Genomic DNA, 13,903 nt, shown 5'->3' with positions numbered 1-13,903 from the left:
TTGTCGACGGTCGGTACGAAAGTGCATATAATTTCCGCCCAAGCCGTGGGAAAGATTCACGCTCTGAAGTGCGTCCCACCAGCGGCCTAGGTTGGTGTTGGAGCACATTACCGGTATTATTTCGCGCTGTTGCTTACCTTTAACCATAAAAGGACGTGATCATGAAGAAATCCCTCCTCGTAGCATCCCTGTTGGCGGCTGTTGCACTGGCTGCGTGCAACAAGAGCAGCGACCAAAACGCTGCCGCTCCGGCTAGCGACACGACGGCTGCATCGGCTCCGGCTGCTGCTGCTTCGGACACGGGCGCTGCTGCTTCGAGCGCTGCCGCTGCTGCGAGCGACTCCTCGGCTGCTGCGAGCGACGCTGGTGCTGCTGCTTCGGGCGCTGCTGCTGCCGCTTCGGACGCTGGCGCTTCGGCCGCTGCTCCTGCTTCGGGCGCAAGCCAGTAAGCTTTTGCCTGTCACGAGGCAACAAAAAACCGGCCCTGAGCCGGTTTTTTGTTGCCTGCGCGAAGCAATCACAGCGTATTGTCGAGCGCCACCCACCGTTGGCATCCCGGCCTTCCCTCTCGAATCCCCCTGCCGCCTAGCCTGCGCCGCAGCCGAGCCAATCGAACCCGCACTCCTGCGAGGCGACCATCACTTCGCCGGCCGCAGCACCGAGCACGCCCGCCAGGGCTGTCTGCGCAAGCTCGGGTAGATTGTTTTGCTGACTCAAATGTGCCGCGACAACATGCGTTAGCCGCGACCTATCCAACGCCGCCAGAATCGACGCCGCCGCGTCATTGCTCAAATGCCCATGATTGCCGCCGATACGCGCCTTCAACGACTGCGGATAGCGGCTCGTTGCGAGCATCCGCACGTCGTGATTGCATTCGAGTACGAGCGCATCGCAGCCGCTCAGCATGCTCGTGATGTGCGGCGTCGACGTACCGACATCCGTTAGGATACCTAAGCGACGCGCACCGTCGGAAAAGACGAATTGAAGCGGCTCACGAGCGTCGTGAGGCACAGTGTAGGGCAACACCTGAAGATCGCCGATGGCGGCCGTCTCGTCGCCCCAGAGCACGTGCAAATCGACGTCGGCACTATCGGCCCCGACCGCCTTTGCCGTGCCCCAACTCATATAGAGCGGCAGCGACCACTTGCGCGCGAGCGTCAACGCGCTGCCGATGTGATCGCTGTGTTCGTGCGTGATGAGGATGGCGTCGAGCGCATCGACGCCACATTGAAGCCGCGCAAGGCGACGCTCGAGTTCTTTTGCGGAGAACCCGCAGTCGAGCAGCACACGCGTGGTGGTGTGACCGCTCGCCGCCTCGACAACGAGTGCATTGCCCTCGCTACCGCTGCCGAGGCTAGCAAAGCGCATGGCGTGAAGATCAGTTCAGTTGCGCGTGCAGCAGCGAAATCAAGCTCTTTGCCTCGGACGACGTATCGATCTGGCCGCTCGCATCGACGACGGACACTTCGGTGCCGGCGCCGTTCGCGTGAACGTTGACGAGGAATTCCTTGGTGGGCTTTTGCTTGGACGATTTGCTGAAGAACAACTTGCCGAACAAGCCATCGCCCTTGAGTTCCTGCTCCGAATCGGCGTAGCGAACGTAATAGATGCCCTTTTCGCGATCGCGATTGTCGACGGTGAAGTTCGTGCGATCGAGCGCGAGCCCCACGCGCAGCCAAGCAACGTCGAAGCGATCCGCCAGAGCGAGGGTTGTCGCGCCCCCGCTCATGTCGATCTTGGCCGGCGCCGCAGCGGGCTGCGCGTCGACGAGCAATTGCTTCGATTGCGCGTCGGTGAGGCCGAATTTCTCCATCAGCTTCGACAGGAACACGGCCTCGAGCACCGGGTTGCGCGGGCGCTCGACCCAGCGCGAGGAATCCTTGTCCTGCCCCGTCAACACCTCTTCGAGCGCGCTGTGCGTGATCGAGACGTCCGTCGCCCCCCCCGCGCCGCGCACCACGAGCGTTCGGAAGCGGTCGCGCGTGCCCGAGGAATAGGCGAAATCGATGACATGGCCGATTGTGCGGCGGAACCAGTCGTCGGAGATGTTCGCGCGATTTTCGGCCCAGTCGGTCGTCATGATGCCCGTTGCGGGCGAGTCGGTCTTCAGCACGAAGCCGTTGTCGCGCCAGAACTCTTCGAGCTGGGGCCAAAGTTGATCGGGCGTGCGACCGTCTATGACGAGCCAGCGGCGGTCGCCGTCACGCTCGATATGCATGCCGAGCGGATCTTGCGCGGTCGGCACGCCCTCGCTCGAATTGCCGGCCACCGTGACGTTGCGCTTCGGCGCACCGCCCAGCGCCGCGGTAACGGGCGGCGCCGTGTACTGCGACTTGACTGTCGCCTCCGTGAGGTCGCTAGGCACCTGCAGCGGCGGGGCCGAACCCGTCGCCTTGTAATCGACGCGGTCGGAAGAGAACCAGTCGTTGAGCGTGTCACACCCCGCGAGCGTCGAGATGGCAAACACGAGCGCCGCTGCGCGGATGGCATGGAGAGAAAAAGCAGAACGTTTCATGAGGTCCTTCGTAATGCGCAACACATGCCTGCGACGACGCTGAGCGTGTGACTCGATATCGACGTCGATGAATGCGGACAATCCAATGCGGCGACAACACTGCTCGCCGGACGCTTTAGGCGAGCACGCCCGCTTCGACGAGCGCCGAGCGCACCGCCTCGTGGCAGCGTGCGTCGAGCGGCGTCAGCGGCAGCCGGATGCCACCCTTCATCCGCCCCATCTGCTCGAGCGCCCACTTCGTCGGAATCGGGTTCGACTCGATAAACAGATTCTTGTGCAACGACAACAGTTTCAGATGGATCTCGCGCGCTGTCTTGGCATCGCCCGCGATCGCCGCCTTGCAAAGCTCGCTCATCGCGCGCGGCGCGACGTTCGCCGTCACGGAAATGTTGCCGTGCCCGCCGAGCAGCATCAGGGCAATCGCCGTCGGATCGTCGCCGCTGAAGATCGAGAAATGCGTGGGCGCCGCTTTGATCAGATGCGCCGCGCGATCGATGTTGCCCGTCGCCTCCTTGATGCCGATGATGCCCGGCACTTGCGCGAGGCGCAGCGCTGTTTCGTGCGACATGTCGGCCACGGTGCGGCCCGGCACGTTGTAGAGAATGACGGGTAGGTCGACCGATTCAGCGATTTTCGCGAAGTGGCGATAGATCCCCTCTTGCGTCGGCTTGTTGTAGTACGGCACGACTTGCAGCGTGGCGTCGGCGCCGACGGCCTTCGCTTGTTTCGTCAGCTCGATCGCTTCGACCGTCGAGTTGCCGCCCGCGCCGGCAATGACGGGAATGCGCCCGGCCGTGTGCTCGACGGCCGTCTTGACCATGAGGATGTGTTCGTCGACCGACAGCGTGGCCGATTCACCGCTCGTTCCGACGACGACGAGCCCGTCCGTCCCTTCGTCGATGTGCCAGTCGATCAACTTGCGAAACGCCGGCAGATCGAGCCCGCCGTCTTCGAGCATCGGCGTGACGATCGCCGGAATGCTGCCGCGAATACGCAGGCCGCCCTGGGTGCCGCTGGATGTGCCGTTAGCCATGAAACGCCATGAATTCAAACGTGAAAGCGCGATTGTAGCGGATTAGCCGGCCAAATCGTAACGCGCGATCGCAGCGCCCTCCGCCGCGATCGACGCAGGCGGCTGGGCGGGCAGGACAGCGCATATCCGTTGGACGAAAGCGGGCCGCGGAGCGGCTTCGTAACCGTCTTCGAAAGCCACGACGACGAGGCGGCCGCGCACGGCCTCGAGCAATTCGCCCGGCGCCAGTAAAAACGCCGGATTCGACGGCTTGCCGACCGTCTCGTTGCCGCATGTGAACGTTTCATACAACAAAATGCCACCCGGCGCCAACGTCCTCACGAGCCGCGGCAGCAGCGGACGATGAAGGTAATTCGTGACGACGACGGCGGCAAAGCGCTGCGTGTCAGGCAGAGGCCAAGGGCTGCCATCTTCCAGATCGGCCGACACGGACTCGACGCCCTCGATGCCGCCCAGCGCCGCGAGCGCCGCTTCCGCGCGCTCGATTGCCACGACGGGATGCCCGCGCGCGGAGAGCCAGCGTGCGTGACGACCACTGCCCGCCGCGACGTCGAGCACCGGACCGCCCGGCGCGAGCAGATGGGCCCAGCGCACGATCCACGGCGACGGCTCTCCGGCACCGTCCACGAGCACGCCCGCGGCGGCGGCGCGCGGGCCCGTCATCGCGGCCCGCCCCCGCCTTGGCGGCAACGCGTGACGATCATGAGTACGACAGCCCCATCGCCTCGCGCACGTCGCGCATCGTCTCCGTCGCGAACTTGCGCGCCTTGTCGCAGCCGTCGGCGACGATCGCGCGAAGCAGCGAGGGATCGTCCATGTACTTTTGCGCGCGCTCGAGCATCGGTTGCTGCTCGCGCAATATCCCTTCGATGACGGGCTGCTTGCATTCGAGACAGCCGATCCCCGCGGAACGGCAGCCCTTTTGCACCCAGTCGTGCGTCGCTTCGTCGGTGTAGACCTGATGCAGTTGCCAGACAGGGCACTTGTCCGGATCGCCTGGGTCGGTGCGGCGCACGCGCGCGGGATCGGTCGGCATCGTGCGGACCTTCTTCGTGATCGTCTCGGCATCTTCGCGCAGGCCTATCGTATTGCCGTACGACTTCGACATCTTCTGCCCGTCGAGGCCCGGCATGCGCGAAGCCTTCGTCAGCAGCACCTGCGGCTCGACGAGAATGATCTTGCGCGAACCTTCGAGATAGCCGAACAGCCGCTCGCGGTCGCTCATCGACAAGCTCTGCGATTCCTGCAGCATTGCGCGCGCCTGCTCGAGCGCTTCGTCATCGCCTTCCTGCTGATACGCATTGCGCAACTCGTGATAGAGCTTCGCACGTTTGCCGCCGAGCTTTTTCGCGGCGTCCAGCGCCTTCTCGTCGAAGCCCGGCTCGCGTCCGTACAAGTAATTGAAACGGCGCGCGATTTCACGCGTCATTTCGACGTGCGGCACTTGATCCTCCCCGACGGGCACGAGCGACGCACGGTAGAGCAGGATATCGGCGGCCATCAACACGGGATAGCCGAGGAAGCCGTATGTCGACAGATCCTTGTCCTTGAGCTTCTCGATCTGCTCTTTGTAGGTCGGCACGCGCTCGAGCCAGCCGAGCGGCGCGCTCATGCCGAGCAGCAGCGAGAGTTCGGCATGCTCGGGCACGCGGCTCTGAATGAACAGTGTTGCCTGCGCCGGATCGATACCCGACGCTAGCCAATCGATCAGCACTTCCCAGACGTTCTTTTCGATGACCTCCGGCGTCTCGTAGTGCGTCGTCAGCGCGTGCCAATCGACGACGCAAAAGAAGCATGGATATTCCGACTGAAGCCGGACCCAGTTCTTGAGCACGCCGTGATAGTGGCCAAGATGAAGCGACCCTGTCGGGCGCATGCCGGAGAAGATGCGGTCTGGAAACATGGTGTCAGTTGAGAAGCAAAGCAAGAGGAGTCAGGATGGTCGTCACGGCATCGTAGCTGATCGAAACCAACGGGCGCAGCCAAAGCTTCGTCAGGATGCCCGTCATTACGAGCGCCATCACGATGAAAAAACCGTACGGCTCGAGGCGAGCGAGCGCAATCGCCGGCCGCGGCGGCAGCAGCGCAGTGAGCACACGCCCGCCGTCGAGCGGCGGCAACGGAAAGAGGTTCAATACGAAGAGCACGAGATTGACGATGATGCCCGCGCCGGCCATCCGCGTGAAAAACGGCTCGTCGATGCCAAGCCTTGCAAGCACCAAGCCGACGATGCCCCAGAGCAACGCCTGGATGAAGTTGCATAGCGGGCCGGCCAGTGCGACCCAAAACGTGCCCCAGCGCGGATTGCGCAGATTGCGAAACGCCACGGGAACAGGCTTGGCATAGCCGAACATGAACGCTCCGCCCGTCACGAAATAGAGCAGCAACGGGATCGCGATCGTGCCGAGCGGATCGATGTGGCGCATCGGGTTGAACGAGACGCGTCCCATCATGTAGGCGGTGTTGTCGCCGAGCAGGCGGGCGACATAGCCATGCGCGGCCTCGTGCAGCGTGATCGCGAAGATCACCGGCAGCGCGTAGACGACGATCGTCTGGATCAAGGAGGGATTCATGAACGTATTGTAACAAGCGGCCGGGCCCGCCCCGCGCCGCGAATGCGGCTACGACGCGGCAAGGCCGAACGGTTCGAGCGCGCCGCGTCCCGCACGCACGAGCACAGGCTCCTCACCGGTTAGATCCACGACGGTAGACGGCTCGCGCCGGCACGCCCCACTGTCGATGACGAGATCGATTTGCTTTTCGAGACGCGAACGGATTTCCTCGGGATCGTTCAGCGGTTCTTCCTCCGAAGGCAGAATCAGCGTCGTCGCAATCAGCGGCTCGCCGAGCGCCTCGAGCAGCGCGAGCGTGATCGCATGCTCGGGCACGCGCAGGCCGATCGTCTTGCGCGATGGATGCGAGAGCCGCCGCGGCACTTCCTTCGTCGCGAGCAGAATGAAAACGTACGGCCCCGGCGTGACGGACTTGATGAGCCGAAACTGCCGGTTGTCGACCATGGCGAACGTCGCCAACTCCGACAAGTCGCGCACGAGCAGCGACAAATGCTGCCGCTCGTCGAGCCCGCGAACGTGGCGCAAGCGCGTCACGGCGTCCTTGTCGTCGAGCCGGCACGCGAGCGCGTAGCTGGAATCGGTAGGCAGCGCAATCACGCCGCCGTCCTTCACGATCTGGATGGCCTGCGAGATCAGGCGCGGCTGCGGATTGTCGGGGTGAATCCTGAAGAATTGGGACATGAGCGAGCAGTCGATGGGCCGGCGGAAACGACGACGCCTATCGCAGGCGTCGCCGGGCATGACACGCGATTTCGGCGTGGACGCTAGAGCCAGCGCTCCCAAACCGGTGTGAGATCGGACGGCAGCGGCGGCAGTTTGCCGAGTTCGGTGCGCCCCTCTCCGGGCGCGTGGAAATCCGAGCCGCGCGACGCCTCGAAACCGAAGCGGCGGGCTACGTCCGCGTATTCGCGGTACTGGTCGGGCATATGGCTGCCCGTCACCACCTCGATCGCCTTCCCACCTAGGTCGAGAAACCGGCCGAATAGCGCATCGAACTCGAGCGGGGTGTACTTGTAGCGGCCCGGGTGCGCTACGACGGCCACGCCGCCGGCGCCTCGAATCCATCCGACCGCGTTCTCGAGCGAGGACCACCGGTGAGGCACATAACCGGGCTTGCCCTCGCCGAGATAGCGCTCGAAAACATCGGCCGTCGACGCCGCGTAACCCATTTCCACGAGAAAACGCGCGAAGTGCGTGCGAGAAATGAGATCGGGGTTCGATACGTAGCGCAACGCGCCCTCATAGGCACCGGCCACGCCCTGCGCCGCGAGCGCATCGCTCATCGCCTGGGCGCGCGCCGCCCGCCCATTGCGCGTCGCGTAGAGCCCGGCGACGAGCGCCTCGCACGCCGGATCGATGCCGAGCCCGACGATGTGCACCGTGCGCGAAGCCCATGTGACCGAAATCTCCACGCCGTTCACGTAGCGCATGCCGAGCGCCTCGGCTTCGCCGCGTGCTTCGGCCTGCCCTGCCACTTCGTCGTGATCGGTCAGCGCCCAGAGCGTGACGCCGCCCGCATGCGCACGGCGCGCGACGTCGGCGGGCGCAAGCCGGCCGTCGGAAACGGTCGAATGACAATGGAGATCGGCGTTCATACTATCGGGATCGAGTGATCTTTCTATTTTACCCGGAACCCCCGAAATAAGCGGCTAAGCCGTTCGGCCAAAACGCCGGGTTTCGCGTGAGCGCGACAGCCCGAGCCCGGCGCGGGGGCGGCATCGTTCGCGCGCCCGTTCGCTCAGCGGCCGCTCACGCCGGCGTCAATCATGCACAAAACGCCTCGATGAGCGCAGCCACCTGCTCGGGCTGATCGTGATGGACCATGTGGCCGGCATCTTCGATGAGCTTTTCGCGCCAGTCGGGAAACGCCGTGAAGCGCGCCTTGTATTCGGTCAGCGGGATCGCCCCCGCCAGCATCGCCAACGTCGGTGAGGCCACGGCCTCCACGTGCAGGACCTTCGCGGTGACGGTCGACCAGACGGCCATCACTTCGTCGAGGCGATATAGCAGCGGCCCGTAATGCTTGTGCGCCGGATCGGCCAGCAGCATGTAGCGGCCGTCGTCGCCACGCTTGGCCCAGTGCCGGGCCAGGAACCGTGCGCGCTCCGGAGTCAGCCGCGGATTGGTCTTGACGAGGCGCGCGGCGACCTCGTCGAACGTCGCGTACGTTTTCAGGCTGGCGGGTTCGCGGATGTCGTCGAGCCACGTCGCCAGCCGACGCGGCCATTCGCTCGGGCGCGCCGGCGCGAGGCCGAATCCTTCCAGGTCGACGACACGCCGGACGCGCTCGGGCCGCGCGCCCGCATACAAACACACGACGTTCGCCCCCATGCTGTGCCCGACGAGATTGACCTGTCCGGTCGGCGCATAGTGATCGAGCAGCGCTTCGAGATCGCTCAGATAGTCGTAAAACCAGTAGTGGCCGCCGCCATGCTCGGCGACGGGCCAATCGGACAGCCCGAACCCGCGCGCATCGGGCGCAATGACCTGCCAATCTCCGCCGAGCGCGTCGACGACGAACTGAAACGATGCGGAAACGTCCATCCAGCCGTGCAGCATGAAAAGTGTCGGTGCATCGGGGCTTCCCCAAAGGCGCACGTGCAGCTTGACGCCGCGCACGGTGACGAAATCGGATTGCGGGTTGTTCATTTTGAATGTCGGCGAGTCTCGCCAAAAAAAGAATGGTCGTTCGATTATATCGGCGTATCGACGGTTTGGCCGCCACCGTGTGCGCTATCCGTTAGGCACTCGCCTCGACTGGGACACCGCACCCGCACGGCGCGGCTATGTGTCCCGTGTCAGCCCTTATCGCCCGCTACCGGCTCGCCGCTCTCCGGATGCGCTGCCAGGGCCGCGAGTTCTTCCTCGTCGAAGCCTGCGTCGCGCCGCGCGTCGAAGTTGAACGGTCCACGCAGCCGCGGCGCACGATACTGCTCGGCAAGTCGCGCGTACGTTTCGTGCGGTTCGAGTGCCCGCTGATCGCATAAATGCCGAAACCATCGGTTGCCGATGCGCACGTGCCCGATCTCGTCGCGCAAAATCACGTCGAGGATCGCCGCCGATGCCGCATCGCCGGCTTGCATGAGGCGTGCACGAATCGGCGGCGAGGCGTCCAGCCCGCGCGCCTCCAGCGTGCGCGGCACGAGCGCCATGCGGGCGAGGACGTCGTCGCGCGTGCGCGCACACATGTCCCACAGGCCGTCGTGAGCGGGAAAGTCGCCGTAAGCATGACCGAACTCGCCCAAGCGCGCTTGCAGCAGCGCGAAGTGATGCGCCTCCTCGGCGGCGACGCGCAACCAGTCGGCGTAGAACGTTTCGGGCATACCCGGAAATCGCCAGACGGCATCGAGCGCCAAATTGACCGCATTGAATTCGATATGCGCGAGCGCATGCAGCAAAACGGCGCGCCCCTTCTCGGTTTGCATGCCGCGATGGCGCAACAGTCTCGGCTCGACGAGCGCGGGACGGGCGGGACGGCCCGGTAGGTCGGGCGGCTCGCCGATGACGGCATCGGCCTGACACGGCGCCCCGCCGGCCAAATAACGGGCATGCAAGGCGTTGACGGCGGCGGCTTTGGGACCCGGCTCACGCTCGCGCAACGCCGCCAACGCCGCATGGCGCATGCTGCAAGCGGGATCGTGCATGGAAATCGGGTTGGGTCGAGGCAAATTCATCGATAGGGAACAAACAGCATGCGGAACGAAAAGCGGCGGCCGATGCACGCGGTGGGCCCCCGCCTCGCCGCGTCTTGCGAGCGGACCGTTTACAATATGCGATTCGACACGCGCGCGTGGCCGCGCCCCGATGCCGCGGCATTGTACCGGCCGACCGTGCCCCGCTCGCCCAAAGGAGACATTGTGCCGATCTACAAGCTGGGAGAACACGCCCCGACGATTCACGAAAGCGTTTTCGTGGCCGACACCGCCGCGATCATCGGCAAAGTCACGCTCGAAGAGAATGCGAGCGTCTGGTTCGGCGCCGCCATCCGAGGCGACAACGAACCGATCACAATCAGCTCGAGCAGCAACGTCCAAGAAAACGCAGTGCTCCATACCGATCCCGGCCGCCCGCTGTCCATCGGCCGCGGCGTGACGGTCGGGCACCAAGCGATGCTGCACGGCTGCACGATCGGCGACGGATCGCTCGTGGGCATACAAGCGGTGATCTTGAATGGCGCGGTCATCGGCCGTCATTGTTTGGTCGGCGCGGGCAGTGTCGTCACCGAAAACAAGACGTTCCCCGACCGGTCGTTGATTCTGGGTTCGCCGGCCCGCGTCGCCCGAGAACTGACGGACGAGGAAGTCGAACACCTCGTGCAAAGCGCCGAAAGCTACGTGGCGCGCCGTGAGCTATTCAAGGCACGAGTCGTGCGGATCGGCTAACGTGTACCGCTTCGCCGCCGGCCGCGCCGGCGGCATCGATGATTGAAGGAAGAGTTGTGGACGACCAGTTGCAAAAATTCATGTTCGCCACCGCGCCCGTGCGCGGCGAGATCGTTTCGCTGCGCAATACGTGGCAGGAAGTGCTCGCGCGACGGCAATATCCCGCCGCCGTACGCGACATCCTCGGCGAGATGATGGCCGCGTGCGCGCTGTTGTCGGCGAACCTGAAGTTCGACGGCACGATGATCATGCAAATATTCGGCGACGGGCCGATCAAGATGCTCGTCGTGCAATGCAATTCGGCGCTGACGATGCGCGCGACGGCAAAGATCTCGAGCGAGTTCGACGCAACGCTGAACGAAAATCTGTCGTTCGTCGAACTGCTCAACGCGAGCGGCCACGGCCGCTGCGTCATTACGCTCGATCCGAACAACAAGGTCCCCGGCCAGCAGCCCTATCAAGGCATCGTGCCGTTGAGCAGCCACGACGGCCCGCTGCAATCCATCGCCGAAGTGCTCGAGCACTACATGCATCATTCCGAACAGCTCGATACGCGTTTGTGGCTCGCGGCGAACACCGAACGCGCCGTCGGCATGTTGCTGCAAAAATTGCCCGGCGACGGCGGCATCGTCCCCCACGGCGGTGAGCACGATGCGGACACCTGGGAGCGAATCTGCGTGCTCGGCGGCACGCTCTCGCAGGATGAACTGCTCAAGGAAGAGCCGCAGACCATCTTCAAGCGCCTGTTCTGGCAAGAGAACGTGCAGCACTTCGCCCCGACGCTCACGCGCTTCGAATGCAGTTGCTCGCGCGAGCGCGTCGGCTCGATGCTGAAGATGCTCGGGCGCGACGAGGTCGACGGCGTGATCGTCGAGCAAGGTCAAGTGGAAATCCACTGCGAATACTGCAATCAACGCTACGAGTTCGATCCCGTCGACGTCGCGCAGCTATTCGCGGCCAGCGAGGTGTCGGCCGGCGTCGCGCCGGCGCAGTCGCAACGGCACTGAATCCCGCGTCGAGTGTGCCAGGTGCGCCCGCCACGGTCCGCCCCCCTCTCTTCGTTTGTCGAGATACTCGGAGTTCGATCCATGAACGCACTGCTTCGCCCGCTAACGTCGATCGCGCGATCACCGCGCCGCATCGCGAGCACGGCCATCTGCGCCGCTTTCGCCGCGGCACTCTCGGGCTGCGTCGTCTGCCCGCCGCCGGGGCCGGTTCTGAGTCGTCTCGCACCAGGCCAGCCCGGCGCCGCCGAGAGCGCGCATCCGCTCACGCCCGAAGAGCAAAAGCGCTACGCCGAAATCGACAAACAGGTGCTGCACGAGCAAAACGAGGCGATGTCGGCCGATGCCTGGGCGCGCTATTACGCGCCGTACTACTACTCGGCGCCAGTGACGGTCGGCGGGTATTACGGCGGATGGAACAGCGGTTGGGGGATGAGCTACTACAGCCCGGGCTACTACGGCCCCGGCTACTATCCGGGCTGGTAGTGGTAACGCACGCGCAGAGGCGACCGCCAGGTCAGCCGGCGCTATGACGCTTTTGCACGGGCACGCGCTTGGCCTTCTCGGCCGCGTGCTTGGTTTCCGCGCGTTTGGTCTTCTTGGGCTTTTCGCGTGAAACCGGATTCGGCACCATGCTGACAGGCGCGGCCGACACCTCGCCGCGCGTCGACGTGTTACTCGGAACGAGCGTGGCGGGCACGCTCGACGTCGCGTTCGGCGACACGAACTGCACGAATACTTCGCCGTCCTTGACCATCCCCATCTCGTAACGCGCGCGCTCTTCGACGGCGGCGGTGCCGTTTTGGAGGTCCTGCACCTCGCCCTCGATCCGCTCGTTGCGCAGCTTTTCGTCGTCGTTCTTCTGCTGCTGCGTGGCCAATTCGCCGCGCAAGTCGTGCACGCTCAGCCATCCGCCGTGGCCCCACCACAGCGGATACTGGATCAGCGCAAGCAGAGCGACGAGGACTACGGTGACGAGACGCATTCAGAAAACCGCACATTCAAAACCGCCCCGTGCGAAGCAAAGCACGGGGCGGCATGCAAAACGATCGAGTAGGGCTGAGCGCGTCAACGCAGGTTATAGAACGTCGACTTGCCCGGGTAGCTCGCGATATCGCCGAGATCTTCCTCGATGCGCAGCAATTGGTTGTATTTCGAGATGCGATCGCTGCGCGAGAGCGAACCCGTCTTGATCTGACCGGCGTTCAAGCCCACGGCGATGTCCGCGATCGTCGAATCTTCCGTTTCGCCCGAGCGGTGCGAAATGACGGCCGTGTACCCGGCCCGCTTGGCCATTTCGATCGCCGCGAACGTTTCGGTGAGCGTGCCGATCTGGTTGATCTTGATGAGAATCGAGTTGGCGATGCCCTTGTCGATCCCTTCCTTCAAGATGCGCGTGTTCGTCACGAACAGATCGTCGCCCACGAGTTGGATCTTCTTGCCAAGCTTGTCCGTCAGCAGCTTCCAACCGTCCCAGTCGCTCTCGTGCATGCCGTCCTCGATCGATACGATCGGGAACTTGTCGGCGAGCGTTGCCAGGTAATCGGTGAATTCGGCCGACGACAGTTGCAGCCCTTCACCGGCCAATTGGTACTTACCGTCGTGGTAGAACTCGCTCGCGGCGCAATCGAGCGCGAGCAGCACGTCTTCGCCCGCGCGATAGCCGGCCTTCTCGATCGCCTGCAGAATCGCCGACAGGCATTCGGCGTTGCTGCCGAAATTCGGCGCAAAACCGCCTTCATCGCCCACCGCCGTGCTCATGCCGCGATCGGACAAAATCTTCTTCAGCGCATGGAACACTTCCGCGCCGCAACGCAGCGCTTCGCGGAACGTCGGCTGGCTCACCGGCACGATCATGAACTCTTGAATGTCCAGGCTGTTGTTCGCGTGCGCGCCGCCGTTGACGATGTTCATCATCGGCACCGGCAGTTGCATCGCACCCGAGCCGCCGAAGTAGCGGTACAGGGGCAGACCCGCTTCTTCAGCCGCGGCCTTCGCAACCGCCATCGAGACGGCCAGCATCGCGTTCGCGCCCAAGCGCGACTTGTTGTCGGTGCCGTCCAACTCGAGCAGCGTCTTGTCGAGGAACGCCTGCTCCGATGCGTCCAAACCCATGATCGCTTCGGAAATCTCGGTGTTGATATGCTCGACCGCCTTGAGCACGCCCTTGCCGCTGTAGCGGCCTGCTTCGCCGTCACGCAGCTCGATCGCTTCGCGCGAGCCCGTCGACGCGCCCGAAGGCACCGCCGCGCGACCCATCGTGCCCGATTCGAGCAGCACATCGCATTCGACGGTCGGGTTGCCTCGGGAGTCCAAAATCTCACGGCCGATGATATCTACGATTGCACTCATGATTTCCTCTAGAAATTACGATGAATTCTCTTTATTGACGGGTC

16 protein-coding genes are annotated in these 13,903 nt (G+C 64.0%); 4 read left to right on the top strand and 12 right to left on the bottom strand.

The window, feature by feature from the left end:
- Positions 1–161: 161 nt before the first annotated feature.
- Entirely contained in the window at positions 162–449 is a 288-nt protein-coding gene (locus J3485_RS28855) for a hypothetical protein (RefSeq protein ID WP_242538517.1), read from the top strand.
- Between the two features lie 136 nt (positions 450–585).
- Here J3485_RS28855 and J3485_RS07700 read toward each other — a convergent pair whose 3' ends face one another.
- The 10 genes from J3485_RS07700 to J3485_RS07655 all read right to left on the bottom strand — a co-directional run bounded on the left by J3485_RS07700 (position 586) and on the right by J3485_RS07655 (position 9,765).
- Positions 586–1,368: an MBL fold metallo-hydrolase gene (locus J3485_RS07700; protein WP_206951917.1), complete on the bottom strand. Its 783-nt coding sequence runs from the start codon at positions 1,366–1,368 to the stop codon at positions 586–588.
- Positions 1,369–1,378: 10 nt separating this feature from the next.
- Entirely contained in the window at positions 1,379–2,515 is a 1,137-nt protein-coding gene (gene bamC, locus J3485_RS07695; RefSeq protein ID WP_206951916.1) for an NlpB/DapX family lipoprotein, read from the bottom strand.
- A gap of 115 nt (positions 2,516–2,630) precedes the next feature.
- Positions 2,631–3,548 (bottom strand): 4-hydroxy-tetrahydrodipicolinate synthase, encoded by a 918-nt coding sequence (gene dapA / locus J3485_RS07690; protein ID WP_206951915.1) that lies wholly within the window; start codon positions 3,546–3,548, stop codon positions 2,631–2,633.
- A gap of 42 nt (positions 3,549–3,590) precedes the next feature.
- Positions 3,591–4,211: a class I SAM-dependent methyltransferase gene (locus J3485_RS07685; protein WP_206951914.1), complete on the bottom strand. Its 621-nt coding sequence runs from the start codon at positions 4,209–4,211 to the stop codon at positions 3,591–3,593.
- Positions 4,212–4,248: 37 nt separating this feature from the next.
- Positions 4,249–5,451, bottom strand: coding sequence for a tryptophan--tRNA ligase (locus J3485_RS07680; protein ID WP_206951913.1), 1,203 nt, complete (start codon positions 5,449–5,451; stop codon positions 4,249–4,251).
- Positions 5,452–5,455: 4 nt separating this feature from the next.
- Positions 5,456–6,121: a site-2 protease family protein gene (locus J3485_RS07675; RefSeq protein WP_206951912.1), complete on the bottom strand. Its 666-nt coding sequence runs from the start codon at positions 6,119–6,121 to the stop codon at positions 5,456–5,458.
- A gap of 48 nt (positions 6,122–6,169) precedes the next feature.
- Positions 6,170–6,802, bottom strand: coding sequence for an L-threonylcarbamoyladenylate synthase (locus J3485_RS07670; RefSeq protein ID WP_206951911.1), 633 nt, complete (start codon positions 6,800–6,802; stop codon positions 6,170–6,172).
- A gap of 83 nt (positions 6,803–6,885) precedes the next feature.
- Positions 6,886–7,716 (bottom strand): 3',5'-nucleoside bisphosphate phosphatase, encoded by an 831-nt coding sequence (locus J3485_RS07665; RefSeq protein WP_206951910.1) that lies wholly within the window; start codon positions 7,714–7,716, stop codon positions 6,886–6,888.
- Between the two features lie 169 nt (positions 7,717–7,885).
- Positions 7,886–8,770 (bottom strand): alpha/beta fold hydrolase, encoded by an 885-nt coding sequence (locus J3485_RS07660; RefSeq protein ID WP_206951909.1) that lies wholly within the window; start codon positions 8,768–8,770, stop codon positions 7,886–7,888.
- A gap of 149 nt (positions 8,771–8,919) precedes the next feature.
- The gene (locus J3485_RS07655) at positions 8,920–9,765 is read right to left on the bottom strand and encodes a ferritin-like domain-containing protein (RefSeq protein WP_242538516.1); all 846 of its coding nucleotides are present in this window, start codon (positions 9,763–9,765) and stop codon (positions 8,920–8,922) included.
- Positions 9,766–9,978: 213 nt separating this feature from the next.
- Between J3485_RS07655 and J3485_RS07650 the strand changes: the two genes are divergently transcribed.
- From J3485_RS07650 to J3485_RS07640, 3 genes are all read left to right on the top strand, one after another.
- A complete protein-coding gene (locus J3485_RS07650; protein WP_206951907.1) occupies positions 9,979–10,503 on the top strand; it encodes a gamma carbonic anhydrase family protein in 525 nt (174 codons plus the stop codon).
- A gap of 56 nt (positions 10,504–10,559) precedes the next feature.
- Entirely contained in the window at positions 10,560–11,510 is a 951-nt protein-coding gene (gene hslO / locus J3485_RS07645; protein WP_206951906.1) for an Hsp33 family molecular chaperone HslO, read from the top strand.
- Positions 11,511–11,591: 81 nt separating this feature from the next.
- Positions 11,592–11,993 (top strand): hypothetical protein, encoded by a 402-nt coding sequence (locus J3485_RS07640; protein ID WP_242538515.1) that lies wholly within the window; start codon positions 11,592–11,594, stop codon positions 11,991–11,993.
- A gap of 31 nt (positions 11,994–12,024) precedes the next feature.
- On the opposite strand, the gene ftsB is transcribed toward J3485_RS07640, so the two are convergent.
- Complete coding sequence (gene ftsB, locus J3485_RS07635; protein ID WP_206951905.1) at positions 12,025–12,492, bottom strand: cell division protein FtsB; 468 nt, start codon at positions 12,490–12,492, stop codon at positions 12,025–12,027.
- 83 nt (positions 12,493–12,575) lie between these two features.
- On the bottom strand, positions 12,576–13,859 hold the full coding sequence (eno, locus tag J3485_RS07630; RefSeq protein WP_206951904.1) for a phosphopyruvate hydratase: 1,284 nt from the start codon (positions 13,857–13,859) through the stop codon (positions 12,576–12,578).
- Positions 13,860–13,903 lie beyond the last annotated feature (44 nt).

Source organism: Trinickia acidisoli, from assembly GCF_017315725.1.
GTDB classification, from domain to species: Bacteria; Pseudomonadota; Gammaproteobacteria; order Burkholderiales; family Burkholderiaceae; genus Trinickia; species Trinickia acidisoli.
This window is presented reverse-complemented; position numbering and strand designations above follow the sequence as displayed.

Bases quoted from the DNA above. Each gene is read 5' to 3' on its own strand.
- J3485_RS07660 (WP_206951909.1), bottom strand. From the start codon at position 8,770: ATGAACAACCCGCAATCCGATTTCGTCACCGTGCGCGGCGTCAAGCTG.
- bamC (WP_206951916.1), bottom strand. From the start codon at position 2,515: ATGAAACGTTCTGCTTTTTCTCTCCATGCCATCCGCGCAGCGGCGCTC.
- dapA (WP_206951915.1), bottom strand. From the start codon at position 3,548: ATGGCTAACGGCACATCCAGCGGCACCCAGGGCGGCCTGCGTATTCGC.
- J3485_RS07640 (WP_242538515.1), top strand. From the start codon at position 11,592: ATGAACGCACTGCTTCGCCCGCTAACGTCGATCGCGCGATCACCGCGC.
- J3485_RS07675 (WP_206951912.1), bottom strand. From the start codon at position 6,121: ATGAATCCCTCCTTGATCCAGACGATCGTCGTCTACGCGCTGCCGGTG.
- J3485_RS07665 (WP_206951910.1), bottom strand. From the start codon at position 7,716: ATGAACGCCGATCTCCATTGTCATTCGACCGTTTCCGACGGCCGGCTT.
- J3485_RS07670 (WP_206951911.1), bottom strand. From the start codon at position 6,802: ATGTCCCAATTCTTCAGGATTCACCCCGACAATCCGCAGCCGCGCCTG.
- J3485_RS07685 (WP_206951914.1), bottom strand. From the start codon at position 4,211: ATGACGGGCCCGCGCGCCGCCGCCGCGGGCGTGCTCGTGGACGGTGCC.
- J3485_RS07700 (WP_206951917.1), bottom strand. From the start codon at position 1,368: ATGCGCTTTGCTAGCCTCGGCAGCGGTAGCGAGGGCAATGCACTCGTT.
- J3485_RS28855 (WP_242538517.1), top strand. From the start codon at position 162: ATGAAGAAATCCCTCCTCGTAGCATCCCTGTTGGCGGCTGTTGCACTG.
- J3485_RS07680 (WP_206951913.1), bottom strand. From the start codon at position 5,451: ATGTTTCCAGACCGCATCTTCTCCGGCATGCGCCCGACAGGGTCGCTT.
- J3485_RS07655 (WP_242538516.1), bottom strand. From the start codon at position 9,765: ATGCACGATCCCGCTTGCAGCATGCGCCATGCGGCGTTGGCGGCGTTG.
- ftsB (WP_206951905.1), bottom strand. From the start codon at position 12,492: ATGCGTCTCGTCACCGTAGTCCTCGTCGCTCTGCTTGCGCTGATCCAG.
- eno (WP_206951904.1), bottom strand. From the start codon at position 13,859: ATGAGTGCAATCGTAGATATCATCGGCCGTGAGATTTTGGACTCCCGA.